This is a genomic window from Cellulomonas shaoxiangyii (genome assembly GCF_004798685.1).
Lineage (GTDB): Bacteria > Actinomycetota > Actinomycetes > Actinomycetales > Cellulomonadaceae > Cellulomonas > Cellulomonas shaoxiangyii.
The window spans coordinates 3,650,426-3,675,919 of the sequence record NZ_CP039291.1 but is presented as its reverse complement, the minus strand read 5'-3'; the positions used below and the strand labels follow the sequence as shown (position 1 = coordinate 3,675,919).

22 protein-coding genes are annotated in these 25,494 nt (G+C 77.9%); 18 read left to right on the top strand and 4 right to left on the bottom strand.

The window, feature by feature from the left end; genetic code table 11:
* Positions 1 to 16: 16 nt before the first annotated feature.
* The 4 genes from E5225_RS16440 (at position 17) to E5225_RS16430 (ending at position 3,839) form a co-directional block, all read left to right on the top strand.
* Entirely contained in the window at positions 17 to 1,315 is a 1,299-nt protein-coding gene (locus E5225_RS16440) for a DUF58 domain-containing protein (protein ID WP_243738420.1), read from the top strand.
* 43 nt (positions 1,316 to 1,358) lie between these two features.
* Positions 1,359 to 1,988: a hypothetical protein gene (locus E5225_RS16435; RefSeq protein ID WP_135975500.1), complete on the top strand. Its 630-nt coding sequence runs from the start codon at positions 1,359 to 1,361 to the stop codon at positions 1,986 to 1,988.
* A gap of 97 nt (positions 1,989 to 2,085) precedes the next feature.
* A complete protein-coding gene (locus E5225_RS17625) occupies positions 2,086 to 2,346 on the top strand; it encodes a hypothetical protein (RefSeq protein WP_166436066.1) in 261 nt (86 codons plus the stop codon).
* A complete protein-coding gene (locus E5225_RS16430; protein WP_135975502.1) occupies positions 2,343 to 3,839 on the top strand; it encodes a hypothetical protein in 1,497 nt (498 codons plus the stop codon). The genes E5225_RS17625 and E5225_RS16430 overlap by 4 nt, the downstream gene beginning before the upstream one ends.
* Here the strand turns inward: E5225_RS16430 and E5225_RS16425 are convergent.
* Positions 3,823 to 4,197 (bottom strand): phage holin family protein, encoded by a 375-nt coding sequence (locus E5225_RS16425; protein WP_135975504.1) that lies wholly within the window; start codon positions 4,195 to 4,197, stop codon positions 3,823 to 3,825. The genes E5225_RS16430 and E5225_RS16425 overlap by 17 nt on opposite strands.
* Positions 4,198 to 4,237: 40 nt before the next feature.
* On the opposite strand from E5225_RS16425, the gene hisC reads away from it, so the two are divergent.
* Entirely contained in the window at positions 4,238 to 5,305 is a 1,068-nt protein-coding gene (gene hisC, locus E5225_RS16420) for a histidinol-phosphate transaminase (RefSeq protein ID WP_135975506.1), read from the top strand.
* Between the two features lie 211 nt (positions 5,306 to 5,516).
* The gene (locus tag E5225_RS16415; protein ID WP_136225515.1) at positions 5,517 to 8,393 is read left to right on the top strand and encodes an AfsR/SARP family transcriptional regulator; all 2,877 of its coding nucleotides are present in this window, start codon (positions 5,517 to 5,519) and stop codon (positions 8,391 to 8,393) included.
* Position 8,394: 1 nt separating this feature from the next.
* On the opposite strand, the gene E5225_RS16410 is transcribed toward E5225_RS16415, so the two are convergent.
* Both E5225_RS16410 and E5225_RS16405 read right to left on the bottom strand, forming a co-directional pair.
* A complete protein-coding gene (locus tag E5225_RS16410) occupies positions 8,395 to 8,952 on the bottom strand; it encodes a helix-turn-helix transcriptional regulator (protein ID WP_135975587.1) in 558 nt (185 codons plus the stop codon).
* 35 nt (positions 8,953 to 8,987) lie between these two features.
* Positions 8,988 to 10,697, bottom strand: a complete 1,710-nt coding sequence (locus E5225_RS16405; RefSeq protein WP_136225513.1) for a LysM peptidoglycan-binding domain-containing protein — start codon at positions 10,695 to 10,697, stop codon at positions 8,988 to 8,990.
* Between the two features lie 239 nt (positions 10,698 to 10,936).
* Here E5225_RS16405 and E5225_RS16400 point away from each other — a divergent pair, with 239 nt between their 5' ends.
* The 9 genes from E5225_RS16400 (at position 10,937) to E5225_RS16360 (ending at position 22,653) form a co-directional block, all read left to right on the top strand.
* Positions 10,937 to 11,233 carry a WXG100 family type VII secretion target gene (locus E5225_RS16400; protein WP_135975010.1) on the top strand — a complete coding sequence of 99 codons (297 nt, stop codon included), beginning with the start codon at positions 10,937 to 10,939 and terminating at the stop codon, positions 11,231 to 11,233.
* Between the two features lie 70 nt (positions 11,234 to 11,303).
* The gene (locus E5225_RS16395; RefSeq protein ID WP_135975012.1) at positions 11,304 to 15,734 is read left to right on the top strand and encodes an FtsK/SpoIIIE domain-containing protein; all 4,431 of its coding nucleotides are present in this window, start codon (positions 11,304 to 11,306) and stop codon (positions 15,732 to 15,734) included.
* Positions 15,734 to 16,015, top strand: a complete 282-nt coding sequence (locus tag E5225_RS16390) for a hypothetical protein (RefSeq protein ID WP_135975014.1) — start codon at positions 15,734 to 15,736, stop codon at positions 16,013 to 16,015. Before E5225_RS16395 ends, E5225_RS16390 begins: the two co-directional genes overlap by 1 nt.
* Positions 16,016 to 16,040: 25 nt before the next feature.
* A complete protein-coding gene (locus E5225_RS16385) occupies positions 16,041 to 17,375 on the top strand; it encodes a WXG100 family type VII secretion target (RefSeq protein WP_135975016.1) in 1,335 nt (444 codons plus the stop codon).
* The gene (locus tag E5225_RS16380) at positions 17,372 to 18,082 is read left to right on the top strand and encodes a hypothetical protein (protein ID WP_135975018.1); all 711 of its coding nucleotides are present in this window, start codon (positions 17,372 to 17,374) and stop codon (positions 18,080 to 18,082) included. Before E5225_RS16385 ends, E5225_RS16380 begins: the two co-directional genes overlap by 4 nt.
* Positions 18,079 to 18,735: a hypothetical protein gene (locus tag E5225_RS16375; protein ID WP_135975020.1), complete on the top strand. Its 657-nt coding sequence runs from the start codon at positions 18,079 to 18,081 to the stop codon at positions 18,733 to 18,735. The genes E5225_RS16380 and E5225_RS16375 overlap by 4 nt, the downstream gene beginning before the upstream one ends.
* Before the next feature lie 143 nt (positions 18,736 to 18,878).
* Positions 18,879 to 20,024, top strand: coding sequence for a pyruvate dehydrogenase (acetyl-transferring) E1 component subunit alpha (gene pdhA, locus E5225_RS16370; protein WP_135975022.1), 1,146 nt, complete (start codon positions 18,879 to 18,881; stop codon positions 20,022 to 20,024).
* Positions 20,021 to 21,094, top strand: a complete 1,074-nt coding sequence (locus E5225_RS16365; protein ID WP_135975024.1) for an alpha-ketoacid dehydrogenase subunit beta — start codon at positions 20,021 to 20,023, stop codon at positions 21,092 to 21,094. The genes pdhA and E5225_RS16365 overlap by 4 nt, the downstream gene beginning before the upstream one ends.
* A 29-nt stretch (positions 21,095 to 21,123) precedes the next feature.
* Entirely contained in the window at positions 21,124 to 22,653 is a 1,530-nt protein-coding gene (locus E5225_RS16360; RefSeq protein WP_136225511.1) for a dihydrolipoamide acetyltransferase family protein, read from the top strand.
* Positions 22,654 to 22,694: 41 nt separating this feature from the next.
* Here E5225_RS16360 and E5225_RS16355 read toward each other — a convergent pair whose 3' ends face one another.
* The gene (locus E5225_RS16355; protein WP_244243671.1) at positions 22,695 to 23,279 is read right to left on the bottom strand and encodes a Rieske (2Fe-2S) protein; all 585 of its coding nucleotides are present in this window, start codon (positions 23,277 to 23,279) and stop codon (positions 22,695 to 22,697) included.
* Positions 23,280 to 23,435: 156 nt separating this feature from the next.
* Between E5225_RS16355 and E5225_RS16350 the strand changes: the two genes are divergently transcribed.
* The 3 genes from E5225_RS16350 to E5225_RS16340 all read left to right on the top strand — a co-directional run bounded on the left by E5225_RS16350 (position 23,436) and on the right by E5225_RS16340 (position 25,468).
* On the top strand, positions 23,436 to 24,137 hold the full coding sequence (locus E5225_RS16350) for a hypothetical protein (protein WP_136225509.1): 702 nt from the start codon (positions 23,436 to 23,438) through the stop codon (positions 24,135 to 24,137).
* A 42-nt stretch (positions 24,138 to 24,179) separates the two neighbouring features.
* Positions 24,180 to 24,977, top strand: a complete 798-nt coding sequence (locus tag E5225_RS18175) for a copper resistance CopC family protein (protein WP_135973299.1) — start codon at positions 24,180 to 24,182, stop codon at positions 24,975 to 24,977.
* Positions 24,978 to 25,063: 86 nt separating this feature from the next.
* Positions 25,064 to 25,468, top strand: coding sequence for a hypothetical protein (locus E5225_RS16340; RefSeq protein WP_135973298.1), 405 nt, complete (start codon positions 25,064 to 25,066; stop codon positions 25,466 to 25,468).
* The last annotated feature ends 26 nt before the right edge of the window (positions 25,469 to 25,494 follow it).

Sequence of the window (25,494 nt, the reverse complement as noted above, 5' to 3'; positions counted from 1 at the left end):
CGTGCGGTGGACGCCCGTGACGTCGGTGACCCTGGGCGCGGCCGCGTGCGTCGTGCTGCTGCTGGTCGGCGCGTTCTCCGGCCGGCCCGACGTCGCGGTGCTCGGCGCCGGCCCGCTGCTCGTGACGGTGCGGGAGGTGCTGCGCCGACCGGCCGGGCCCGTGCGCGCGTCGCTGGCCGCGGGTCAGGACGACGCGGGGGAGGGGTCCGGCGAGGGTGCCGGCGAGGGCGGGCGGCTCACCGGCACGGTCGTCCTCCACGCGCCGCCCGGGGCGGTGGCGGCGAACCTCGACGTGCTGCGGCACGACCAGCCGGTGGCCGATGCGCTCGTGCAGGTCCGGGGCGTGCGGCGGGTCCCGGTGCTGACGCGCACCGTGCGCACCGGGCCGCAGGAGGTCGCCACCGTGCACGTGCAGGGCGTGGGGGCGGGCGCCGCCTCCGTGGCGCACCCGACGCCGCCGGTGGCACGGCGGACCGTCGTGCTGCCCACCGCGGGCGTCCTGCCCGACGTGCCGCTGCCGCCGCGCCTGCGCGGCCTCACCGGTGGGCACCCGTCGCCGCGGCCCGGGGAGGGCGGGGACCTGCGCGACGTGCACCCGTGGGCGCCGGGCGACCGGCTGCGACGCATCGACTGGCGCGTCACCGCCCGCCGGTCGCCCGACCTGCGCGAGCTGTGGGTCCGCCGCGAGCACGCGCTCGCCGAGGCCGTCGTCGTGCTCGTCGTCGACAGCCGCGACGACGTCGGCCCCGACCCGCTCACGTGGCGCGGGTCGCAGCCGCCCCGCCCGCAGGACGCGACGTCGCTCGACCGCGCCCGCCAGGCGGCGTCGGCCGTCGCGCGCGCCTTCCTCGACCGCGGGGACCGCGTCGGGCTCGACGACCTCGGCGTGCGCCGCCGGCCGCTCCCGCCCGGCGGCGGCCGCCGCCAGCTCGACCGCATCCGCCACGCGCTCGCCCTCACCCACCCCGAGGGGGAGCCGGCCACGCGCCTGCGACCGCCGCGCGTGCCGTCGGGCGCGCTCGTCGTGCTGTTCTCGACCTTCCTCGACGACGAGGCCGCGGCGACCGCCGAGCAGTGGCGCCGCGCCGGGCACCGGGTCCTCGCCGTCGACGTGCTGCCGCGCGTGCGGACCGCGCACCTCGGGTCGCGGGAGCAGCTGGCCCTGCGGATCGTGCAGGTGAGGCGTGCCGACCGGCTCGCCGCGCTCGCGGACCACGACGTCGAGCTCGTCACCTGGCGTGACGCGCCCGGCGTGGCGCTGCAGGCGCTGGCGCGGCGCGCCCGGCGCCGCCCGGGGGCGGGGGTGCCCGCGTGAGCGCGGCGGCGCCCCGCCGGCGGGGCCACGCCGGGGCGCGCGCATGAGCGCCGGGACGGAGCGCGTCCGCCGGACCGCCGACCGCGTGCGGCGCGCCGTCGGGTCGGTGCGACCCGGTGCGGCGCGCCGTACGGACCCCTCCGTCACGCTCCGCACGGGTCCCGCGGTGCACGCGCTCGTGCTGCGCGGCGCGCTCGCGCTCGCCGGGCTCGCCGCCGCGGCGACCGCGGCGGGGGGAGCGGTGCCGACGGCGGTGGCGGTGCTGCTCGTCGTGGCGGGCGCGGCGCCCGCGGTGTGGCCGCGGTCGGTGGCGCCCGCGCTCCTGGTGCTCGGGCTGGGGGTGCGCGTGCTGGTCGCGGGGCCGCCGGAGGCCTGGCGGCTCGCGCTGCTCGTGCTGCTGGTCCACGCCGTGCTGTGGCTCGCGGCCGTCGCCGCCCGCACCGGGCGCCGGACGCGGGTCGAGCTCGCGGTGCTGCGGGACGCCGCCCCGGTCGCCCTCGTCGTGCAGGCCGGGGCTCAGGTGCTCGCGCTGGTCGCCGCGGCGCTCGCGGGCGGTGCGACGGGCGGCGACGGGTGGCGCGTGGCCGGTACGGTCGCCGCGGCCGTCGTCGGCGCGCTGGTGCTGGCGCGCCCGGACGAGCCCTGGTGGAGCAGGGCCAGCCCGGACGGCTGACCCCGGACCGACCACAGCCCGGGGTGGCCGCGAGCCCGTCCGCAGCGGTGCGCGGGGCGCGACGGGACGGCACCGGCCGGTCCCTACCGTCCTCGCCATGGCCACCTCCCGGATCCAGGCTCTCGTGGACGCCGCGCGCGCCGACGTCGCCGCCGCGCGCACCGCCCTGGCCGTGCTCGACGACGTCTGGTGGCGGGGGCGCGCCGCGGACGCCGCCGCGCACCGGCGGGCCGAGCTCGACCAGGCCGCGCGGTACGCGTTGGCGGCGCTGGACCAGCTCGACGCCCGCGTCGTCGCCGCCCGCGAGGCCGCCGTCTGCCGGGACCTGACGGCCGCCCACCCCGGCGGTGCCCCGTGACGGGCGCCGACCGCACCGTCGTGCACGTCACGTCGGCAGGCACCACGACCGTCGAGTGCGACGCGCTCGCCGCCGCGGCCGCGCGGCTGCGGGCGTTCGCGGAGCGCCTGGACGGCGCCGCGGCCGACCTCATGACGGCCACGTACGAGGTGGCGACGCTGCCCGGCACCCCGGAGGCCGCGGCCCTCGACCAGGCCCTGCGCGACGTCCGGACCGCCTGGTACGCGCCGCACCACCTCGCCGACGACGTCCGGGCCCTCGCGCGCGGCATGGCGGGAGCGGCCGAGCGCTACGCCGAGGCCGAGTCCGACGCCGCCCGGGCCGCCCGGGCGGGGCTCGAGGTCGCGGGGGCCGCGGCCGCCGGCAGCGGACCCCTGATGCTGCCGCTGCTGGTGTCCACCGGCGTCGCGTGGGTCGCGGACCAGGTGCTGCGCGACTGGGTCCGCAACGTCCTCCTGTGGGTGCGCGGCGGCCGCAACCCCCTCGACGCGACGATCGACGGGCTGCCGTCCGTCCCGGCGCGCCTGCTCGACGCCCCGGGCACGGCGGACGCCCTCGCGTTCGTCACCGGGGCGCTCGCCACGACCCTGCCGCCGTGGATGCGCAGCGGACGCGCGATGGAGGACCTGGTCGCCGCCGCGGCGCGGGCGGTCCCCTTCCGGCCGCCCTCCGTGACTCCCCTCCTCGGGCCGGTCGTGAGCCCTCGCGTCCGTGACCTGGGCGACGCGATGCGCCTCGTCGGGTCCACGTACGGCCACGGGCCGGTCGGCCTCCCGGAGGCGACGATCACGGTGCAGCGCATCGAGCGCGCGGACGGCGCGGTGTCGTGGGTCGTCGCGATCCCCGGCACGCAGTCACCGGGCCTGACGGGACTGTCGCCGACGCACAACGGCACGAACGCCCAGCTGGCCGCGGGTCGGCCCGACGCGATGTCGGCGGCGGTGCTCGCCGCCATGGCGGCCGCGGGAGTGGGCCGCGAGGACCCGGTGATGCTCGTCGGGCACTCGCAGGGCGGGATGGTGGCGGCCACGGTCGCGGCGACGGGCGCCTACGCCGTGCGGGCCGTCGTGACCGCCGGGTCGCCCGACGTCCCGCGGACGCTGCCGCCGGGGACGGTGCACGTCGCCCTGGTGAACGACATGGACGGCGTCCCGTCGCTCGACGCCGAGCCGGGCACGCGCCGCGCGGACGTCGTCGGGATCGACAGCCGGTCCCTGCCCGACCAGCCGTTCGAGGCCCACGACGTGGGCGGGTACGCGCGCACGGCCGACGCGGTGGACGCCGCGCTCGCCGAGGCACCGGAGGACTCCCGGGAGCGGCAGGCGCTCGCGGACGTGCTGGGCGTCGGCCCGGGCGGGGCCACCACGACGACGACGCAGTGGGTCGCGACGACGCCGCCGCAGGCCGTCCTCGTGCCCGCGCCCGCCCCGTCCCCGCAGGCGGTGCCGGTGCCGCCCGAGCCGTCCGCGCGTGCCGTCAGTCGCGGTTCGTGACCGCCGAGAGCACGAAGCTGACGACGGACACGATGAGCGCGCCGAGCACGGCCGTGCCGAAGTCGTCGATCCGCAGGCCCCAGTCGGTGCGCTCGGTGATCCACTCGGTGAGCAGGAGCATCAGGCCGTTCACGACCAGCGTGAACAGGCCCAGCGTGAGGATGTACAGCGGCAGCGAGAGCAGCGCGACGATCGGCTTCACCACCGCGTTGACGATGCCGAACAGCAGCGCGACCAGCAGGATCACGCCGATGCGCCCGGCGGTGGTCTGCCCGCCCAGCACCTGCAGGCCGGGCAGGATCAGCGTGGCCACCCAGATCGCCACACCGTTGATGAGGACGCGCACGACGAATCCCATGCCGCGATCCTGCCACCGGACGCGGTGGCATGCTGGGCGCGTGAGCCGCGTCCCCCTCCGCAAGGCCCTCGCCGACCTGCCCGCGTACGTCCCGGGCGCGCGCGTGCCCGTCGGGGCGGCGGCGTACAAGCTCTCGTCCAACGAGAACCCCTACCCGCCGCTGCCGTCGGTGGTCGTCGCGATCGCGGACGCCGCCGTGGACGTCAACCGGTACCCCGACATGTACGCGACCGAGCTCACCGCGGCGATCGCCGCGCGCCTCGGCGTCGCGCAGGAGTCGGTGGTCGCGGGCTGCGGGTCCGTCGCGGTGCTCGGCCACGTGCTGACGGCCGTGTGCGAGGAGGGCGACGAGGTCGTGCTCCCGTGGCGCTCGTTCGAGGCGTACCCGATCGCCGTCGAGCTGGCCCACGCGCGTGGCGTCCGGGTGCCGGTGGGCGCCGACGGCCGCCTCGACCTGGCCCGGATGGCCGACGCGGTGACCAGGCGGACCAAGGTCGTGCTCGTCTGCACCCCGAACAACCCCACCGGGCCGGCGGTGCGCGACGACGAGCTGCGCGCGTTCCTCGACCGCGTCCCGCGCGACGTGCTGGTGGTCCTCGACGAGGCGTACGTCGAGTTCGTCCGCGACCCGCAGGCGCCCGACGCGCTCGCGCTCTTCGCGGAGCACCCGAACGTCGTCGTGCTGCGCACGTTCTCCAAGGCGTACGGGCTGGCGGGCCTGCGCGTCGGCTACGCCGTCGCGCGGCCCCGGCTCGCCAACGGCATCCGCGCGGCGTCCACGCCGTTCGGCGTCTCGCACGTCGCCCAGCTCGCCGCGCTGGCCTCGCTGCGCGCCGAGGGTGAGCTGCTGACGCGCGTCGAGGCGCTGGTCGCCGAGCGGGTCCGCGTGCTCGAGGCGCTGTGGGCCCAGGGGTGGGCCGTGCCCGACTCGCAGGCGAACTTCGTGTGGCTGCCGCTGGGCGACCACGCCACCACGTTCGCCGAGCGCTGCGCGCGCGCCGGCGTGCTCGTGCGCCCCTTCGCCGGCGACGGCGTCCGCGTGAGCGTGGGCGAGAAGGAGGCGACCGAGCTCTTCCTGGAGGTCGCCGCAGCGCACGCCCCGCGCTGACGCGCCCGGACCGGGCACGGCCGCCCGCGTCGGGCCCGGCGGCACGGCGACGACCGAGCCGAGGCGTTCGCCGCGACCCGACCCCCGCGCTCCCGTCGCTGTGACAGAGCGCACGGACTGGAGTGCGGACGCGCGTTGACCGTTGCCCCGGGCGGAGGTACAAACGACACGAATCCGGCGACCGGCGCCGCCGACGTCGTGAAGGAGTGCCGTGCCACCCCCTCCCCTCGCGCTGCGCGTCCGCCTGCTCGGCCCGGTGACGGCGACGCTCGGTGACGCCGACGTGGACCTCGGCGCACCCAAGCAGCGCGCCGTCCTCACGCTCCTCGCGCTGCGGGCGGGCGAGGTCGTCGGCGACGACCAGCTGGTGGACGGGACGTGGGGCGAGCACCCGCCCGCCACCGCACGGGGGAGCGTGCACACGTACGTGTCGGGGCTGCGGCGCGTCCTCGGTGCGGGACGCCTGGTCCGCACCCCGACGGGCTACCTGCTGGGGACCGACCCCGACGACGTGGACGCACGACGCGCCGAGCGGCTCGCGCGGCGGGCGCTCGCGGCCCGCGAGGCCGGCGACGACCGGACGGCGCTCGCCGCCCTCGACGCCGCGCTGGCGCTGTGGCACCCCGGTGACCCGCTCGCCGGCGTGCCCGGCCCGTACGCCGCCGAGCAGCGCGACCGGCTGGCGCGGCTGCGCGTCCGCGTGCTCGTCGACCGCACCGAGCTCGTGACCGCGACGGCCGGGGCCGCGGAGGTCGCCGACGCCGCGGACCGCCTCGCCGCCGAGGTCGCCACGCACCCCTACGACGAGCGGCTGCGCGCCGTCCTCATGGCGGCGCTGCACCGCTGCGGGCGCGCGGCCGAGGCGCTCGGCCAGTACGCCGACCTGCGGCGCACGCTGCACGACGAGCTCGGGATCGACCCCGCACCCGCGACCCGGGCGGCGCACGACCGCCTGCGGGCCGCCGCCCCGGCCGGCGGCACCGCCGCGCCGGCCCTCGTCGCGCCGCCCGCGCCCGCGGCCCCGCTCGCAGCTGCCGCCCCGCCCGCGCCCACCCCGACGGCCGCCGCGGTCGCCCACGTCGACGGGTACGTGCGCCCCGCGCAGCTGCCGCCGGACATCGGCACGTTCGTCGGCCGCGCGGAGGAGCTGGTCGACGTGCTGCGCGTCGCCGGCGCGCCCGACGGCACCCGCATCGTCAGCGTGGTCGGCGTGGGGGGCGTCGGGAAGACGTCGCTCGCCGTCCGGGCGGGGCACATGCTGCGCGACCGGTTCCCGGACGGGCAGGTCCACGTGAACCTGCGCGGGTTCGACCCGCGGCACCCGCCGCTGACGCCGTCGGCGGCGCTGCGGCAGGTGCTCGGCGCGCTCGGCGTGCTGTCCGCGCCGCAGCAGCACGAGCAGCTCGTCGCCCTGTGGCGCAGCATGCTCGCCGACCGCCGCATGCTGGTCCTGCTGGACAACGCGTCGTCCGCGGACCAGGTGGAGGACCTGCTGCCCGGGTCGGCGACGTGCTTCGTGCTCGTGACCAGCCGCGACCGCCTCGCCGGCCTCGCGGTGCGGCACGGCGCGCGGCGCGTCACGCTCCGCCGCTTCGACCCGGCGGAGGCGACGGCGCTCCTGACGCGCACGATCGGCGCCCCGGCGCTGGCGCGCGAGGAGGCGGCGGCGCGCCGGCTCGTCGAGCTGTGCGACGCGCTGCCCTTCGCGCTGCGGATCGCGGCGGAGCAGGTCGTCTCGGACCCCGGCGCGACGATCGCCGCGACCGTCGCGCGCCTCGAGGACTCGCGGCACCGCCTGGACGCCCTCGAGCTGGACGGCGGCGACACGACGACGTCCGTGCGGCACGTGCTCGCGTCGTCGACGGCCGCGCTCGACGCCGAGCAGTCCCGGGCGCTGTGCCTGCTGGGCGCGCTGCCGTGTGCGAGCACGTCGGTGCTGGGCGCGGCCGCGCTGCTCGACGTCCCGGTGGCGCGCGCGGCCGCGGTCCTGGCGGCGCTCGGCTCGCAGCACCTCGTCGACGAGGCGCACGGGCGGTTCGTCATGCACGACCTGACGCGCGCGCACGCCGCCGAGCTCGCGGCGCGCCGCCCGGACGACGAGACGCGTGGCGCGCGCCTGCGGCTCCTCGCCTGGTACGTCCGGACGATCGCCGACCAGTCCGCGCAGACCCGGCTCGCGTTCGACGTGCCTGCCGCCCCGCACGACGTCCCGGCGCTGACCGACCACGCCGCGCTGCTGCGCTGGACCGTCGACGAGCTCCCCAACATGACGGCGCTGATCCGCGACGGCCAGGTGCACGGGCACCACGCGCTCGCGTGGCGGCTCGCCGCGCTGCTCTTCGAGACGTTCTACGCCGCGGGGGACGCGGGGGAGTGGCTGCGCCTGCTGCGGGTCGCGCTGCGCTCGGCACGTGCGGTCGACGACCGCCGGGGGCAGGCGGTGCTGCTCAACCACGCGAGCGTCGCGTGCTCGCGGCTCGGCCGCAACGACCTCGCGGTGGAACGGCTGCAGGAGGGCCTCGACGTGCTCGGCGACGACGACTGGTGGTACCGCGTGAGCCTCGGCCTCAACCTCGCCTCGACCCTGCGGGAGGCCGGTGAGTACGCGGCGGCGCGGCCCGCGGCGATCGACGCGCACCGGCTGGCGGGCCGGATCGGGGACGCGTACTACGAGGCGGCCTCGGCGGACGTGCTGTGCGAGCTGTACGTGGAGACGGGCGACCTGTCCGCGGCGGTGGAGGTCGGCACCCCCGCCCTCGCGCAGGCCCGGGCCGCGCGGAACCGCATCGTCGAGGCGAACCTGCTCGTCAACCTCGGGCTGGCGTCGGACGGGCTGCTCGAGCACGACGTCGCGGAGGAGCGGTTCGCGCAGGCGCTGCGCACGTGCGCCGACATCGGGGACCGCTACCACGAGGCGCTCGCGCTGTTCGGGCTCGCGCGGGTGCGCTCCGGCCGGGGCGACGCCGCCGCGGCGGCCGAGGCGCGTCCCCTCGCCGAGCGTGCGCTCGTGCGGTTCCAGGAGCTGGCGGCCGAGGAGGCGGGCGCGGTGCGGGAGTTCCTCGCGCTGCTGACGCTGGAGGTCGGCTGACTCAGCCCGCGAGGGAGACGCCGGCCCGGGCGCCGCGCCGGTCGCCCGCCGATTGCCACACCAGGACGGCCTCGACGCGGTCGCGCGCGCCGAGCTTGGCGAAGATGCGGTTCACGTGGTTCTTGACGGTCTTCTCCGTGACGCCCAGCTCCGCGCCGATGGCCCCGTTGCGCAGCCCGCGCGCGATGCACGCCATGACCTGCGCCTCGCGGGACGAGAGGCCGTCCACCCGGGCCGCGGTGCCGGCGCCGGGCCGGGGACCCGTGCTGCAGGGCTCCGGGGCGGCCGCCAGCCGCAGCCGGTAGCGGGCGCTGACCGTGGGCTCCTCGCGGCGTGCCCGGGCGCCGACGAGGTGGCTGAGCGCGTCACCGAGGGCGGCCGGTGCGGGGCGCGCCCCCGGGCCGGGCACGACCGTGACCTCGAACGTCGGGTGCACGTCGTCGAGGACCACGTCGAGCCCGCGGCTCGCGAACACGTCCCGGATGCGGGCCACGATCTCCGGGCTGGAGATCGCGAGGCGCATGCGGCAGCCGGTCGTCCCTGCGGCGTTCGTCGTCATGGCGGCAGCGTCGGGTGCGCCGCTCCAGAGCCGCTTCACGCCGGCTCCAGACGCCTCTCGCCGCCGCGCACCGTGACCGCGCCGTCGAGCGGCCCGCCCGTGACCGCCCCGGCGGCGTCGACCGTCAGGCGCCAGCGCGCCCCCGCCCGGTCGCCGTCGCCGACGAGGACGACGGACCACGCGGGGTCGGCCGCGAGCTCGGCCAGCCGGTCGAGCTCCCGGCCGCGCACGCCGGCCACCACGCACACCCCCGCACCCGCGTCGAGGATCGTCCGGACGGCGTCGTCGAGCGTCGTGACGGCGTCCGGGCCCAGGCCCACCCCGACCACGCGGACACCGCGCGACCAGGGGCTCGTGGCCAGGTCGCGCAGCCACTGCTCGGCGAGCCGGCGCGTCCACCGGGCGTCGCCCTCGAGCGCGACGGTGCCGCCGGCGCGGGCCAGGTCGAGCAGCACCCGGCCGTCCGCGTCGTCGCCGAGGGGCACGAGCCGCGGGAACGGCGCCGCGACGTGCGCCGTCAGCGCCACCTCCTGCAGGGCGTGCATCCCGGCGGTCCAGGTGCGGCCGTCGGGCGACGCGGCCCACCCCGCCGGGGCGTCGCGGTCCGGGGCGGCGAGACGCAGCCGCACCGCGTCGTCGGCCACGAGCAGCACGTACACCTCCGGCACCGCCCGGCCGGCGTCCGCGCAGGCCCGCGCGAGGGCACGCGTGACGCGGTCGATCGTCCAGGCGCCCGGGTCCTCGCGGGCCGGTGCCACGGGCGTGCCGCGGCGCCGGCGGCGCAGGCCGGTGCGCGCCGGGGCGGTGCGTGCGGCCGGCGCCGACGCACCGGTGCGGGGCGGCGCGTCGGGGGCCGCGGCACGGCGCCGCCGGACGAGGAGCACGGCGCCGGTCGCCAGCACGAGCAGCAGGAGGACGGCCGCCGCCGCGGGCAGCACCCACGAGGTCGTCGTGCTGCGCGTGGGGGTCGTCGCGGCGCCCCCGGCCGCCGAGGCGCGCGGTGTGGCGGAGGCCGACGCGTCCGCGGGGGCGACGCCGGCGGGGGTCGGCAGCGGGCCCGTCTGCACGCCGTCCCCCGCGGCGTCGGCGGGGAGCTCGAGCACCCACCCCGGCCGGATGACCTCGGGCGCCGTGACGGTGAGCCCGCCGGGCTGGGGGCGCCCGCGGTTGAGCTCGAAGATCTCCATCGCGCGGTCGCCCGTGCCGAGGAACCGCTCGGCGATCGCGTACAGGAACTCCGGCTCGCCCTGCCACGCGTCCTGCACGACGTAGTACCGGGTGTCCGCGCCGGCCGCCGGTGCGGGGGTCGCGGCGGCGCGGGCGGCGTCGGCGATGACGGCGTCGACCGAGCCCGTCTGCACGCCGTCGCCCGTCGCGTCGTCCGGGAGGCGCAGGACCCACCCGGCCGTGATGACGGACGGGTCGGAGACCAGCACGCCGTCCGGCTGCACGCGGCCCGCGTTGAGCTCGTAGATCTCCAGGGCGCGGTCGCCCGTGCCGAGGAATCGCTCCGCGATCTCGTGCAGGAACTCGGGCTGGCCCTGCCAGGAGTGCTGGACGACGTAGTACCGCTCCTGGCCCGCGGCGGCCCCCGCGGTGCCGGCGGCGGCTCCTGCCGTCCCGGCGGCCGGGGCCGTCCCGCCCAGGCCGACGAGCACCGCGGCGACGACCGCGAGGACCACCCCGACCACCCCGACCACCCCGACCACCCCGCTGCGGGGACCGCCCTGCCGCTGCGACCTCATGGACCGCCTCCTCGTCCCGCCGGGCCCGGCGGCGCCGGGAGGGTGGGGACGCCCGGACGGCAGCCCCCTGCTGGGCCGATCGTCGCGGCGGCGCGGACGCCCGGCCAAGACGCCGTGGGCCCTCGGGCCCAGGGGAGCGGCGCACGCCTGGACCCGCCGGTGGCGGCGTTCCTAGCGTCGTCCCCGCCGGTGCCGCCGGGGCTGCGCAGACCGCGCGGCGCGATCCGAGAGGGAGACCGATGCCGAACCTGAACGTCACCTACGCCGAGATGTCCGACAGCGCGACGAAGCTGCGCAACAACAAGAACGACATCGACGACCGCCTGAGCCAGTGCAAGTCGCTCGTCGCCGCCCTCACGGCCTCGGGCTTCGTCACCGACCAGGCGTCCGGCCGGTTCGACGAGGTGCACACGCAGTTCGTCACCGCCGCGAACGACGTGATGGTGAACCTCGAGACGCTCTCGACCTGGTTGGACAAGGCGGTCGAGGCGCTGCGCGACATGGACACGCAGATGGCCTCCTCGCTCGGTTCCTGACCGTCCCTTACCCCGCCCGCGCCGGCCCCTCCGCCGGCGCGGGCGGCCCGTCGCCCGAGGAGCGGTCGCGATGCGCCTGATGATCACGCTGGCCCGGCCGGGGGACTGGTCGGCCGACGTCGTCGTGGACGCGGACCCGCTCACCCCGGTCGGCGACATCGTCAAGAACGCCGTCGACGGTCTCGACCCCTCGCGCCACCCCGACGGGCACGCGGGCCTCGCTCAGCTGCACGTCGGCCGCCGGCCGGTGGACGCGAGCGAGCCGCTCGGCTCGAGCGGCGTCCACGACGGCGCGGTGCTGTGGCTGGGGCAGCCGGACGCCGACGGCGCACCGGCGACCGGTCTGGTGACCGTGCGCGTCGTGGCGGGCGACGGCGCGGGCCGCGTGTGGCACCTCGACGCCGGGCACCACCGCATCGGCTCGGACCCCGCCTGCTCGGTCCGCGTCGACGGCGCGGACCCCGTGGCCGCCACCGTGCGCGTCACGTTCGACGCGCGCGTGCACGTGGCCGGTGCCGGGACGGTCGGTCCCGGAGCCGGGCCGGACCGCGCCCCGTTGCTCGATCGTGCCCCGCTGCTGGACCGCACCCCCCTGCTGGACCGCGCCCCGCTGCCGGCCGGCGAGGTGCCGTGGCCGGAGACCGTGCAGCTGCAGGTCGGCGACCGCCTGCTCGAGGTGCACCCCACGGTGCTGGCGGACGCGGTCGTCGAGCCGTCCGCCGACGGCGAGCACCTCGACTACAACCGTCCGCCGCGCCTGCTGCCGCCCGAGCGGCGCACGGAGTTCCAGGTCCCGCCCGACCCGAGGGCGCCGCAGCCCAGCGCGCTGCCGTGGCTCACGGCGGCGCTGCCCGCGGTCGGGGGCGGCATCGTCGCGCTCGTCATGAACAACCCCATGTACCTGCTGTTCGCGGCGATGTCGCCCGTCATGGTGGTCGGGAACTGGTGGTCCAGCCGCCGCGGGGGGCGCCTCGGGCACCGCCGCCGCCTGGCCGAGCACCGCGCCGAGCTCGAGCAGGTCGAGCGCGACGTGCGCGACGCGCTGCAGACGGAGCGTGCCGACCGCCGCTCCGCGTGCCCCGACCCGGCCGAGCTGCTGCTCATCGCGACGGCCCCCCGCGCGCGGCTGTGGGAGCGGCGGCGCACCGACCCCGACCACCTGCTGGTGCGGATCGGCACGGCCGACCTGCCGAGCGTGCTCGTCGTCACCGAGGGCGAGGGCGTCACGCGGCGCCAGGAGCCGCGCACGTCCACCGACGTGCCCGCCGCGCTCTCGGTCGCCGCGGCCGGCGTCGTGGGCCTCGCCGGGCCTGGCGACTGGCCGCGGCGGCTCGCGCGCTGGCTGGTCGCGCAGCTCGGCGTGCTGCAGAGCCCTCGCGACGTGCAGGTGTACGTGCTCACCGACCCCGAGGGGCACCGGCTCTGGGAGTGGGCGACGTGGCTGCCGCACGTGCGCCCGGCGCTGGGCCAGCGGACCGTCGCGCTGGTCGGTGCGGACGCCGAGACGCTCGGCCGCCGCGTGGCCGAGCTGCTGGAGCTCGTCGCGAGCCGCCAGCGTGCCCGCCTGGCCGGCGGGGCGCGCGCGCCGCTGCCCGGGCCCGACGTGGTGGTCGTGCTCGACGGCGCGCTGCGGCTGCGCGCCATGCCCGGCGTGGTCGCGATCCTGCGGGACGGGCCGGCCGTCGGGGTCCACTGCATCTGCGTCGACACGGACGAGCGCACGCTGCCCGAGGAGTGCACGGCCGTCGTCGTGGGCGGCCCGGGGCGGCGCGCGGTCCTGCGTCAGCAGCGCGCGGACCGGGTCGAGGGGATCCGGGTGGACGAGGTCGACGACGCGTGGTTCACCGCCGTCGGGCGCCGCCTGGCGCCCCTGCGCGACACCAGCGCGACGACCGGCGAGGCGGCGCTGCCCGCGACGGTGCGCCTGCTCGACGTCCTCGACCTGACGGACCCGGGCCCCGCCGCGCTGGCCGCCCGGTGGCAGGCCGGCGGGCGCACGACGCGGGCCGTCGTCGGCGTCTCCCTCGACGGGCCGTTCGCGATCGACCTCGCCGAGCACGGCCCGCACGGGCTCGTCGCGGGCACCACCGGCTCGGGCAAGTCGGAGCTGCTGCAGACGCTGGTCGCGTCCCTCGCGGTGGCGAACCGGCCCGACGCCATGAACTTCGTCCTCGTCGACTACAAGGGCGGCGCCGCGTTCCAGGACTGCGTGGCGCTGCCGCACACCGTGGGCATGGTCACCGACCTCGACCCGCACCTCGTGGAGCGGGCGCTGACGTCGCTCGGCGCGGAGCTGACGCACCGCGAGCACGTGCTGGCCGCGGCGGGCGCCAAGGACCTCGACGAGTACGTCGACCTGCTCGACCGGCGCCCGGGCCTCGACCCGCTGCCGCGCCTGCTCATCGTCATCGACGAGTTCGCGTCGGTCGCGCGCGAGCTGCCGGACTTCGTCACCGGCCTGGTCAACATCGCGCAGCGGGGCCGGTCCCTCGGCATCCACCTCGTGCTGGCCACGCAGCGCCCGTCGGGGGTCGTGTCGGCCGAGATCCGCGCGAACACCAACCTGCGGATCGCGCTGCGGGTGACCGACGCGGCGGAGAGCCAGGACGTCATCGACGCGCGCGAGGCGGCGGGCATCGGCTCCGACCAGCCGGGGCGGGCGTTCGTGCGCCTCGGCCACTCGTCGCTGATCCCGTTCCAGGCGGCCCGCGTCGGTGGGCGGCGCCCGCAGCGGCGTGCGGAGCTGCCACCGCCGTTCCTGCACCCGGTGTCGTGGCTCGACCTCGGCCGGCCCGTCCCCGAGCGCCGCGTCGAGGAGCAGCGCGGCGAGGCGGCGACGGACCTGTCGGTGCTGGTCCGGGCGATCGGCCAGGGCGCCGAGATGCTGGGCGTCCCGCGCCAGCGCCGGCCCTGGCTGCCGCCGCTCGCGCACGTGCACGTCGCGCCCCTCGCGGACGAGCCCGCGACCGGTGAGCCGTCGTTCTCCTGGGCCCGCCGGGACCTGCCGCGCCGGCAGCGCCAGGAGGACGTCCGCACGGACCTCGCGACGTTCGGGCACCTGCACGTCGTCGGGGCGCCGCGCTCGGGACGCTCGCAGGCGCTGCGGACCCTCGCGGCGGCGGCGTGCGCGGCCGCGTCGGTCGCGGACCTGCACGTGTACGGCATCGACTGCGGCAACGGCGCGCTGCTGGCGCTGACGCGGCTGCCGCACTGCGGCGTCGTCGTGCAGCGCACCGAGGTGGAGCGGGCCGCGCGGCTGCTGACCCGGCTCACCGCCGAGGTCCAGCGCCGGCAGCGGCTGCTGGGCGAGGGCGGGTTCGCGAACGTCACGGAGCAGCGCGCCGCGGCCGCCCCGGGCGACCGGCTCGCGCACGTGCTGCTCCTCGTGGACCGGTGGGAGGGGTTCGTCGGCACGCTCGGCGAGCACGACGGCGGCGCGCTCACGGAGGCCGTCCACGGGCTGCTGCGCGAGGGCGCGAGCGTCGGCGTGCACGTGGTGGTCGCGGGCGACCACACCCTGCTCAGCGGCCGGATCGCGGCGCTGTGCGAGGACAAGCTGGTGCTGCGGCTCGCCGACCGCACGGACGGGACGCTGGCAGGGCTGAGCCCGCGCGCGCTGCCCGAGGACCCGCCGCCCGGCCGGGGGGTGCGCGTGCCGGGCGGGGTGGAGACGCACGTGTCCCTGCTCGCCGACGACCCGTCGGGACCGGCGCAGGTCGCCGCGCTGCACGCGCTCGGCGAGCGCCTGGCCCGGCGCGAGGCGCACGTGCCCCCCGCCGCGCGCCCGCTGCGCGTGGCCGTGATGCCGGCGCAGCTCGGGTTCGAGGACGCGTGGGCGCTCGCGGGCCCGCGCCCGATGTGGGCGCTGCTCGGCGTGGGCGGTGACGAGCTCGAGCCGGTGGGCGTCGACCTCGGCGGGGACCAGGCGACGTTCCTCGTCGCCGGGCCGTCGCGGTCCGGGCGCAGCACCGTGCTGTCCGTCATGGCGGAGTCGCTGCTGCGCTCGGGCACCCAGCTCGTGATCGGCGCGCCGTGGCGCTCCCCGCTGCGCGACCTCGCCGGCCGGCCCGGCGTGCGCGGCGTGGTCACGGACGACGCACCGGACGCGGCGACCCTCGCCGACCTCGTCGACGGCGGCGACGAGCCGGTCGTCCTGCTGGTCGACGACGCGGAGGCGTGGCGCGACGCGCCCGCCCGGGAGTGGCTGCGGGCGCTCGTGCGCCGCGCGGCGGGGGACCGGCGCGGCGTCGTCATCGCCGGCGACGTCGGGGCCGTCGGGGCCGGCTTCAGCGGCTGGCAGGCGGACGTGAAGAAGAACCGGCGCGGGGCGCTGCTCTCGCCGCAGAACCTCGGCGACGGCGACCTCGTCGGGACCCGCCTGGCGCGCGCGCAGCTGTCCCCGCGCGTCGTCCCCGGGGCCGCGCTCGTGCACCTCGGCGACGCGGCCCTCGTGACCACCCGGGTGCCCCACGCGCCCCTCCCGCAGAAGAAGGAGACCTGATGGCCGACCTCGTCGTGACGGACGACCTCGTGAGCCTGGCCCACGACCTCGACGTGCTGATCGGGGAGTTCCAGGGAGCCCTGGACTTCGAGAACGACTACGCGACGGTGTGGGGCCAGCGGAACGCGGAGCTGTCGATGGGCGACTTCGCGGACAACTGGACCGTGCACCGCGACGAGATGGTCGAGGCGATGAAGAAGCTGCGTGAGCGGCTGCGGCAGTGCGCGGACGAGTGGGCCCGTGCCGACGCGGAGCTCTCCGAGAGCCTGGCGACGGAGTGAGGGCCACCGTGAGGGAGGACCGGCGATGAGCGTGCGCAACCTGGGCGACTGGAGCCCGCTGGGCAGGGGGTCCGACCCGGTCGAGGCCGACCCCGAGAAGGTCCAGGAGGCGGGCCGCCGCTACCGGGACATCGCGACGACGATCACCGACGCGGTCGGCCGGCTCGAGCGGATCGTCTCGACGGGCAGCGAGGGGCTGGCCGGGAAGTACGCGGAGAAGCTGCGCGAGGACGCGACGAGCGTCCGCGACGGCCTGGCGAAGGCGTCGGTGCGCTACGAGGACGTCGCCCGGGAGATCGCCCGCTACCAGCCGGAGCTGGACGACGCGCTGACCGAGACGGCGGGTGCGCTCACCGACGCGCGCGAGGCGACGTCGGCCGGGGCGGCGGCCGAGGGCCTGCCCGACGGCGTGCCCGGGGAGGACGGCGCGCTCCCGGCCGACGAGAGGGCGAAGGACGAGCAGAAGGCCACGGCCGTGGCGGCCGCCGCGGACCGGCTCACGGCGGCGACCCGCCGCATGGACACGGCGGTCGAGAAGCTCGGCGTCGCAGGCAAGCGGTTCGGCGACGCCGTCAACTGCAAGCGGTACGACGACGGCCTGTCCCACACCCTGAAGGACGAGATCATCGCCGCGCTGAAGATCGTCAGCAAGGCGCTCGCGATCATCGCGATGGTGCTGGGGGTGCTGTGCATCCTCATCCCCGGTGTCGCCGCGCTGGTGGCGTTGGCGGCGGTGGCCGCCGTCGCGGGGCTGGCCGTCACGGCGACGCTCTACGCGACGGGCAACGAGGGGCTGACGGACCTCATCTTCGCGGTGCTCGGCGTGGCGCTGCTCGGCGGCCTGACCGTCGCGTCGCTGGTCGGCAAGCACCTGTCGGTCGCGGCCCGCGGCCTGACCGCGGGCATCAAGCGGCAGACGACGACCTCGTTCCTCCCCCTGCAGAACCTCGGGACGCGGTTCCCGCGGAACCTGCCCTCGTCGGTGCCCGCCGGCTGGAAGAACCAGTCCGACTGGTTCAACAACCCGCTCACGAACCGGTTGCTGCCGCCGGGCCTGGTCCCGGAGGTCGGGTTCTGGGCGTCGTCGAAGCAGCAGCTGCTCGCGGCCGGGGGTCTGTGGCGGTCGATCCTGACCAACCCGCGCCAGGCCGGCGGCAACTGGCTCGGCGTGGTCGGCGGGTGGAGCGGCTACACCGGGCTCGCGGCGATCCAGGGGGGCGCCGCCCGGTCCACGTCGTCCCTGTGGGGGTGGTGGGGTGCCGGCAACAGCCTGTTCGCCATCGGCGCCGGGCTCGCCTGGACGGGGGGCCGTACCACCGAGGTCATCGGCGAGTACGGCGCGCGCGAGGGCGCGTCGTGACGGCCGTCGTCGTGCCCGAGGTGTCGTGGTGGTGGCAGTGGGTGCCGCCCGCCGGTGCGTCGGGCGACGAGGTCGCCGCCTGGCAGGGGGCGACGGCGCCCGTGTTCGCCGGGTGGGCGGCCGGTGGCCTCGCCGCCCTGCACGGGGAGCACCCCGGCGTGCTGCGCGACGGGCTCACCGCGGCGGCGGTCGGCGACGAGGTCGCGGCGTGGCTGCGCGGGCGCACCGACGGGCTGCCCGACTGGACGCGCGTCGCCTGGGGCGCGGGCTTCGTCGTCGACGACCGGCCGCAGTGGGCGCCGGTCGTCGCCACCGTCGAGTTCCGCGAGCCGTCCGCCCCCGACCCGTCCTACCTGATGGACGTCGTCGCGACCCGCGGCCGCCCCGACGACGCGCGCCCCCCGGCCGTCGACTACGTCACCACCGCGGCCGGCGACGGGGTGCGGGTGACCGCGCTCGTGCGCGGCCCGCGACGTGCGGCGTTCGTCCGGGTCGACGCGGCGATGCGGCTCGACGTCCCGGCCACGGCCGCGCGGCCCGCGCGGAGCGCCGACGTCGTGCTGTCGGTCCGGGTGAGCGAGCTGGGCCTGTTCGCGACCGTCGGCCCGGGCGTCGAGGAGCTCATGCACGTCGTGGCCGCGCAGTGCCTGCCGGGCGCCGACGGGGTGCCCGCGATCGTCCTGCCGACCGTGAGGAGCCTGCCGTGATCGACGTCGAGGTCCTGCTGCCCGAGGGCTGGGTGCAGCTGCCCACCTCGCCCGGGACGGAGCGGCTCCGGGCGCGCCTGATCGACGACCTGGTGCGCGAGTTCGTGCCCGACTCGCTGCCCCGGGACCGCGCCGAGCCGTGGCGGCGCGAGCTGCGCAAGCAGCTGGCGGCTGCGGCCGACGACGCCGCCGGCCACGGGGCGCGGTCCGTGCTGCTGCCGCTCGTCGAGTACGGCACGCAGCGCCTGCCGGGCTCGATGCTGCTGACGGTGCTCGAGGACGACCCGACGGTCGACCCCGAGGACCTGCTCGCCGCCCTGCTCGCGGGCGCGGGCGACGAGGGCACGTACCTCGAGGTGGGCGGGGCGCCCGCGGTGCGGGTCGCGTCGGTCGTCGACAGCCACCGCGTCGGGCGGTCGCAGCCGTCGGTGCGGGTGACCTACTACGTCGCGCACCCGGACACCGCGGGGGTCTGGGCGCTGCTGACGTTCACGGTCCTGACGGACGGCGACGTCGCGGCCGACGGCGTCGTGGTCGTCACGGCGATGTTCGACGCGGTGGCCGGCACGCTGCAGTGGTGCGAGCCGGTGGGGACGCCGGAGCCGGACGACCTGCCCGGCCGGGTCGAGGCCGGCCACCGCGCCTCCGTGTGACCCGGGCCGGCGGGGACCGCGGGCCGCGTGTGGGGTTCCGACAAACGGCGCGCCCGACGCTTGTCGGCGCCTCCGCCCCTCAACCTACGGTGCCGTAGCCTACGCTGACGTAGGTTCGCAGTTCCCGAGGTTGAGGAGGGCCCGTGAGCCCGACCGGACCCCTGACCGACGACGGTCTCGTCCAGCTGCTCACGCCCACGGGCGAACGCGTGGCGCACCCCGAGTACGACGCCTGGGCCGCCGACGTGACCCCCGAGCGGCTGCGCGCGATGTACCGCGACATGGTGCTGACCAGGCGCTTCGACACCGAGGCCACGTCGCTGCAGCGGCAGGGCGAGCTCGCCCTCTACGCGCAGTGCCTCGGGCAGGAGGCCGCGCAGACCGGCTCCGGCCACGCGCTGGCCCCGCAGGACCACGTGTTCCCCAGCTACCGCGAGCACGGCGTCGCGCAGGCGCGCGGCATGGAGATGACCGACCTGCTGCGGCTGTTCCGGGGCGTCGACCACGGCGGCTGGGACCCCGCGGACCACAACTTCCACCTGTTCACGCTGGTCATCGGCTCGCACACGCTGCACGCGACGGGCTACGCGATGGGCGTGCAGCGCGACGGCCTCGTCGGCACGGGCGACCCGCAGCGGGACACCGCGGTCGTCACGTACTTCGGCGACGGCGCCACCGCGCAGGGCGACGTCAGCGAGGCGCTCGTGTTCGCGTCGGTCAACCAGGCGCCCGTCGTCCTGTTCTGCCAGAACAACCAGTGGGCCATCTCCGAGCCGACGACCCGCCAGGCCCGCGTGCCGCTGGCCGACCGCGCCCCCGGGTTCGGCATCCCGTCCGTGCGGGTCGACGGCAACGACGTCCTCGCCACCTACGCCGTGACGCGCCAGGCGCTCGAGCGGGCGCGCAGCGGCGGCGGCCCGACGTTCGTCGAGGCGTTCACCTACCGCATGGGCGCCCACACGACGTCCGACGACCCGAGCCGCTACCGCCCCCGCGAGGAGGAGGAGCACTGGCGCCGCCGCGACCCGATCGACCGCGTGCGCCGCTACCTGGAGACGACGGGCGAGCTGCCCGAGGTCTTCCAGGCGGAGCTGGCCGGCGAGGCGGACGCGCTCGGCGAGCACATCCGCACCACGGTCCGTGGCATGGGCCGGCCGAGCAGCCAGAGCATGTTCGCCCACGTGTACGCGACGTCGCACTCCGTCGTCGACGCCGAGCGCGCGTGGTTCACCGAGTACGAGCAGTCCTACGCCCAGCACGACGGCGCCGACGCAGGGGGGCACCGATGACGCTCACGAGCGAGCGCACCAGCACCAGCACGCCGACGGCACCGCCCGTCGCCCCGTTCCCGACCGGCACGCAGCGCCTGCCGTTCGCGAAGGCGATCAACCTCGGCCTGCGCCGCGCCCTCGCGAACGACCCGAAGGTGCTGCTCATGGGCGAGGACATCGGCCCGCTCGGGGGCGTCTTCCGGGTCACCGACGGCCTGCACGCCGAGTTCGGCGGCGACCGCGTCGTCGACACCCCGCTCGCGGAGTCCGGCATCGTCGGCACGGCCATCGGCCTGGCGCTGCGCGGCTACCGGCCCGTGTGCGAGATCCAGTTCGACGGGTTCGTGTTCCCCGCGTTCGACCAGATCACGACGCAGCTCGCCAAGATGCACTACCGCTCGCAGGGCCGCCTGCGGCTGCCCGTCGTCATCCGCATCCCCTACGGCGGCGGCATCGGCGCGGTCGAGCACCACAGCGAGTCGCCCGAGGTGCTGTTCGCGCACACCGCCGGCCTGCGCGTCGTGTCGCCGTCGACGCCCGCCGACGGCTTCACGATGATCCAGCAGGCCATCGCCTCGCCGGACCCCGTCATCTTCCTCGAGCCCAAGGGCCGGTACTGGGAGAAGGGCGACGTCGACCTCGACGCCGCGCTGCCCGCCCCGCACGGCGCCGCCGCGGGTGCCGACCTCGACCACGCGCGGGTCGTGCGCGCCGGCACCGACGTGACGGTCGTCGCGTACGGGCCGACCGTCGCCACCGCGCTCAAGGCCGCCGACGCCGCGGCCGCCGAGGGGCGCAGCCTCGAGGTGATCGACCTGCGGACCCTGTCCCCGCTCGACACCGGCACCGTCGCCGCGTCCGTGGCCCGCACGGGCCGCTGCGTCGTCGTGCACGAGGCCCCCGTGCTGTACGGCACGGGCGCCGAGGTCGCCGCGCGCATCACCGAGGCCTGCTTCTTCCAGCTCGAGGCGCCCGTGCTGCGCGTCGGCGGCTACCACGCGCCGTACCCGGTGGCGAAGATCGAGCACGACTACCTGCCGGGCCTGGACCGGCTGCTCGACGCCGTCGACCGCGCGCTCGCGTTCTGACCACGCCCCACCACGCACAGGAGCACCGGGTGCCGACGTACCAGCAGTTCCCCCTGCCCGACGCGGGCGAGGGCCTCACCGAGGCCGACATCGTCACGTGGCACGTCGCGGTCGGCGACGCCGTCGAGGTCAACCAGACGATCGTCGAGATCGAGACGGCGAAGTCGCTCGTCGACCTGCCGTCGCCGTGGACCGGCGTCGTCACGCGGATCCTCGTCGAGCCCGGTGAGACCGTCGAGGTCGGGACGCCCATCATCGAGGTGGACACCGACCCCACGGGCGCCGCGCCGGTGCCCGAGGCACCGGCACCCGAGGCTCCGGCCGCGCGGCGGTCCGCCGCGCACCACGACGGCCCGCGCGCGAGCCGCCCGCACCCGAGCCGGCAGTCCGAGGAGCCGGGCGGCGCCGACGAGGTCGAGGCCGCACGGGACGAGCGCACGCAGCAGGCCGACGGCGCGAGCGGGTCCGACGGCGAGGGCTCGGGCGCCGTGCTCGTCGGGTACGGGGTCGCCGACGGGGGCTCCCGCCGCCGTCCGCGCGCCGCCGCCGCCGTCGCGGCGACCCCGCCCGCCCCGGCGCCCGCACCCGCCCGGCCGGTCGCGGGCAGCCGCCAGGCGCCCGCGACGACGACGGACACCGACACGGCCGTCCGCCGGCACGCGCTGGCCAAGCCGCCCGTGCGCAAGCTCGCGCGCGACCTCGGCGTCGACCTCGACGGCGTGCAGGCCACGGGCCCCGGCGGGATCGTCACGCGGGAGGACGTGCTCGCGCACTCCGCGCGCGCGGAGGCCCGCACGCTCGCGACGTACCCCGGCGACGACCAGCCGTGGCTCGCGAGCGGCACGGTCACGCCCGACGGCCGCCAGACGCGCGTGCCCGTCCGGTCCGTGCGCAAGCGCACGGCCGAGGCGATGGTCTCGAGCGCGTTCTCCGCCCCGCACGTCACGGTGTTCCACACGGTCGACGTCACCCGGACCATGAAGCTCGTCGAGCGCCTGCGCACGGACCGCGAGTTCGCCGACGTGCGCGTCACACCGCTGCTGATCGCCGCGAAGGCGCTGCTGCTCGCGATCGATCGGCACCCGGAGATCAACGCCTCGTGGGACGAGGAGACGCAGGAGATCGTCTACAAGCACTACGTGAACCTCGGCATCGCGGCGGCGACGCCCCGCGGGCTCGTCGTGCCGAACATGAAGGACGCGCACCGGCTCGACCTGCTGGGCCTCGCCCGCGCCCTCGGCGAGCTCACCGCGACCGCCCGCGCCGGCCGCACGTCGCCCACCGACATGCGCGACGGGACGATCACCGTCACGAACGTCGGGGTCTTCGGCATCGACACCGGCACGCCGATCCTCAACCCGGGCGAGGCCGCGATCCTCGCGTTCGGCGCGATCCGGCAGCAGCCGTGGGTGCACAAGGGCAAGGTCAAGCCGCGTCACGTCACGCAGCTCGCGCTGAGCTTCGACCACCGGCTCGTCGACGGCGAGCTGGGCTCGCGCGTGCTCGCCGACGTCGCGGCGGTGCTGGCGGACCCGGCGCAGGCGCTCGTCTGGGGCTGAGGCCACCCCGCCCCGTCTGCGTGGTGCGGTTCAGGCCCGCGTCACGCACCGGCGGCGACGATGCTCCCGTCGTCGCGCACCGTGACGGGGAACGGCGGCAGCGGCTCGGTCGCCGGGCCCGAGACCGGCTCGCCCTCGAGCGTGAACACGGACCGGTGGCACGGGCACTCGAGCTCCTCGTCGCCCGGCACGACCGTGCACCCCTGGTGCGTGCACACCGCGGACAGGCCCACGACGGTGCCCGCCGCGGGCTGCGTCAGCAGGAGCGGCGTGCCGTCCGGACCGGTCACCAGGAGCGCGCCGCCGACCGGGACGTCGTCCACCGACGCCAGCGCGCCGTCGGGGCCCGCCGTGGCCCCGCCCGCGGCGGTCCCCGGGCCGTCGGCCCCCGTGCCGCCGCCGCAGGCCGCGAGCACGCCGACGGCCGCCGCGCCCAGCGTCGCGGCGCCCACGCGCGTGAGGACGTCGCGCCGCGACGGGCAGTGCGTGCAGCCCGGGCCGTGCCCGGTGCCGGCGGACGCGTCGACGGCGGGGGACGGCGCCGCGGCCGGGGTGGCGGGGCGAGCGGCCGGGGTGGGGTGGGTGACCGGGGTGGTGCGGGTGACCGGGGTGGTGCGGACGGGCACGGGTCCTCCTCTCGGTGGGCCGCCCGTGGGCGGCGGGGGCATCCGATGCGCCCCATCGTCACCCCGCAGCGGGTGACCCGGGAAACCGGCGACGGCCGCACGCCCTAAGCGATTCGCGCGTGGACCGCGCCCGTGGGCGGGCGGCACCGTCGTCGCGTGCTCGACGACGAGGACGCGCCCACGCGCGCCGTCCGGCTGCCCTCGGGGCGCCGGCTGCTGCTGCGCGGCGGCGGCACGGCCGGCGTCGCGCTGACCGCGGCCGTGCTGGCGCACGTGTCGGCCGGCGGTCCGCTGCCCGCCGCCACCGTCCTCGCCGCGCTGGCGGCGCTCGCCGTGGCGGCCGGTGTCGCCGGCGCCCGGGCGGCGGGCGGACGGCGCGCCGCGCTCGTCGCCGCCGGCACGGTCGCGCTCGCCGTCGTGGCGCTGCAGCCGGTGCTGGCGACGCTCGCCCCGGCCGTCGCCCCGGCGGCCGCGGCACCCGAGCGGACGACGCCGGCGGACGCGCCCCCGGGCATGCCCGCCGACGGGTCAGGCGCGACCGGGCCGACCGCCGGCGCCGCCGTCGGCGCGCACGGCGACCACGGAGCGGAGGCCGACCACCACGCGCAGGGCCACCACGGGGCACCGGCCGCGGCGGAGGAGCCCGTTGCGCCTGTCGCCGAGCCGGCCGACGCCCCGGTGCCGGTCGCGGTGCCCGTGGTGCCCGCCGTCGACACCGCCACGCCCGGCACCGGCCCCGTCCGCACGATCGCCGTGGCGACGGCGGCCGGCGTCCTCGTCCTGCTGGCGGCTCGGGTGCGTCGGCGTCCGGGCGGCCCGGGGCACCCGCGCGGTTCGGTCCCACCCGGGGCGGCGTGATGGGATCGGGGACGAGCCCCGCCCCTCGACCCCGGGAGAGCCATGCGCCCGTCGCTCCGTCCCGACCTCGCGCGTGAGCTGGGTCCCGCCCCGGCGCGCGCCGCGGTGCGCGCGCGCACGGCGGCGGTCGCCCTGCCGGCCGCGCTGGCGGCGGCGTTCGTCACGCTGCTGCTGACGGCGCTCCCCGCGGCCGCGCACAACGGGCTGCGCAGCACGGACCCGGCGGACGGCACGACTCTCCCGCAGGCGCCGCCGCAGGTGACGCTGACGTTCGACCAGGCGGTGCTCGAGCTCGGCACCGAGGTCGTCGTGACGGCCGCCGACGGGACGGTCGTCAGCGCGGGGCCGGTGCAGCTCGTGGACGCGTCCGTCGTGCAGCCGCTCGCGGCGGACCTCCCGGCCGGCGCGTACCGCGTCGACTGGCGGGCGACCAGCGCGGACGGCCACCCGGTGACCGGCACGTTCGGGTTCACGGCCGCGGAGGCCGCCGGCCCCGCGGCGTCGGTGGCGCCGTCGCCCGAGCCGATGATGACGACGCAGGCGCAGCCCTCCGAGGAGTCGCAGGAGCCGACGCCCGCGGACGAGGCGACGGCCGAGCCGTCGCCGTCCCCGACCGTCGGCGCGGCGTCCGACGACGACGGCACGGGCACGCCCGTGTGGCTGTGGCCGGTCGTCGCGGTGGTGGTCGCCGGGGCCGTCGCCGCGGCCGCCGGCGGTGCCGTCGCCGCACGCCGCCGCGCGGCCGACGCGTCCGACGGCGCTGCGTCCGACGGCGCTGCGTCCGACGGCACCGCGTCCGACGGCACCGCGTCCGACGGCTCCCGTCCCGCCGCCGGCTGAGCCCCGGCCCCGGCGCCCGCCTCGCGGTTCGCGCGCGGCGGTGGTGGGATCGAGCGACAGCCCGCCCCGCGAACCCCGGGAGAGCCATGCGCCCGACCACCACCCTCGTGCCGGCCCGCGCGCCGCACGCGCCCGCACGTCCCCTGCTCGCCGCCTTCCTCGTCGCCCTCGTCGCGGTGCTGGCCGCGCTCGTCGCCGGCGCGCCGACCGCCGCCGCCGCGCAGCCCGCGCAGGCGGTCAGCGCCGAGCCGACGCCGACCGCGTCGGAGGAGACCGACCTGACGCCCGACCAGGGCGGGTCCGGCGAGGCGGCGCGGGACAACTACCCGGACGGGCTGCCGACGTGGGTGTGGGTCGTGCTCCTCGCGTCGGTCATCGTGGGCGTCGCCACGGTGGCCGTCCTGATGCAGCGCCGTCGCGCGGGGGCCGCGGACGGCGGCCCCGACGTGGCGGACGGCACCCCCCGGGACCGGGGTCCCCGAGCCGGGTGACGCCGCGGCGACGCCTACGCTGATCC

What these genes read in the sequence shown, in the direction of transcription:
- E5225_RS16340 (WP_135973298.1), top strand. Translation starts at nt 25,064, where the DNA reads ATGCGCCCGACCACCACCCTCGTGCCGGCCCGCGCGCCGCACGCGCCC.
- E5225_RS18175 (WP_135973299.1), top strand. Translation starts at nt 24,180, where the DNA reads ATGCGCCCGTCGCTCCGTCCCGACCTCGCGCGTGAGCTGGGTCCCGCC.
- E5225_RS16390 (WP_135975014.1), top strand. Translation starts at nt 15,734, where the DNA reads ATGGCCGACCTCGTCGTGACGGACGACCTCGTGAGCCTGGCCCACGAC.
- E5225_RS16400 (WP_135975010.1), top strand. Translation starts at nt 10,937, where the DNA reads ATGCCGAACCTGAACGTCACCTACGCCGAGATGTCCGACAGCGCGACG.
- E5225_RS16435 (WP_135975500.1), top strand. Translation starts at nt 1,359, where the DNA reads ATGAGCGCCGGGACGGAGCGCGTCCGCCGGACCGCCGACCGCGTGCGG.
- E5225_RS17625 (WP_166436066.1), top strand. Translation starts at nt 2,086, where the DNA reads ATGGCCACCTCCCGGATCCAGGCTCTCGTGGACGCCGCGCGCGCCGAC.
- E5225_RS16365 (WP_135975024.1), top strand. Translation starts at nt 20,021, where the DNA reads ATGACGCTCACGAGCGAGCGCACCAGCACCAGCACGCCGACGGCACCG.
- E5225_RS16395 (WP_135975012.1), top strand. Translation starts at nt 11,304, where the DNA reads ATGCGCCTGATGATCACGCTGGCCCGGCCGGGGGACTGGTCGGCCGAC.
- E5225_RS16385 (WP_135975016.1), top strand. Translation starts at nt 16,041, where the DNA reads ATGAGCGTGCGCAACCTGGGCGACTGGAGCCCGCTGGGCAGGGGGTCC.
- E5225_RS16410 (WP_135975587.1), bottom strand. Translation starts at nt 8,952, where the DNA reads ATGACGACGAACGCCGCAGGGACGACCGGCTGCCGCATGCGCCTCGCG.
- E5225_RS16425 (WP_135975504.1), bottom strand. Translation starts at nt 4,197, where the DNA reads ATGGGATTCGTCGTGCGCGTCCTCATCAACGGTGTGGCGATCTGGGTG.
- E5225_RS16405 (WP_136225513.1), bottom strand. Translation starts at nt 10,697, where the DNA reads ATGAGGTCGCAGCGGCAGGGCGGTCCCCGCAGCGGGGTGGTCGGGGTG.